1 protein-coding gene is annotated in these 508 nt (G+C 59.8%); it reads right to left on the bottom strand.

Annotated elements, in window-relative coordinates:
* A partial coding sequence (gene argA / locus TU76_RS24390) for an amino-acid N-acetyltransferase (protein WP_048352723.1) occupies positions 1 to 508 on the bottom strand: 508 nt, incomplete at both ends.

Below are 508 nucleotides of genomic sequence, written 5' to 3' on the forward strand. Positions count from 1 at the left end.
TGGCGACATCTTCACAGGCCAAATTGAAAATTTCACCGGTCGGTGAGTAACCCAATGGCGAAAGCAGCACGATCGAACGCTCATCCAGCAAGCGATTGATGCCCTTGCGATCAACCCGGCGCACTTCGCCGGTGTGGTGATAGTCCACACCATCCAGCACCCCGATCGGGCGTGCGGTGACCAGGTTGCCGCTGGCGACACGCAAGCGCGACCCTTGCATCGGCGATGACGCCATGTCCATCGACAAGCGCGCTTCAATCGCTATGCGCAACTGGCCTACGGCGTCGATCACACATTCCAGGGTCGGTGCATCGGTGATGCGCATGCCCTTGTGGTAATGCGGAACCAGACCCCGGGCTTCGAGGCGGCTTTCGATTTGCGGGCGCGAACCATGGACCAGCACCAACCGCACACCCAGGCTGTGCAACAGCACCAGGTCGTGAACGATATTGCCAAAGTTGGAATGCGCCACACCGTCGCCGGGGAGCATGACCACGAAAGTGCAATC

Source organism: Pseudomonas psychrophila, assembly GCF_001043005.1.
GTDB classification, from domain to species: domain Bacteria; phylum Pseudomonadota; class Gammaproteobacteria; order Pseudomonadales; family Pseudomonadaceae; genus Aquipseudomonas; species Aquipseudomonas psychrophila.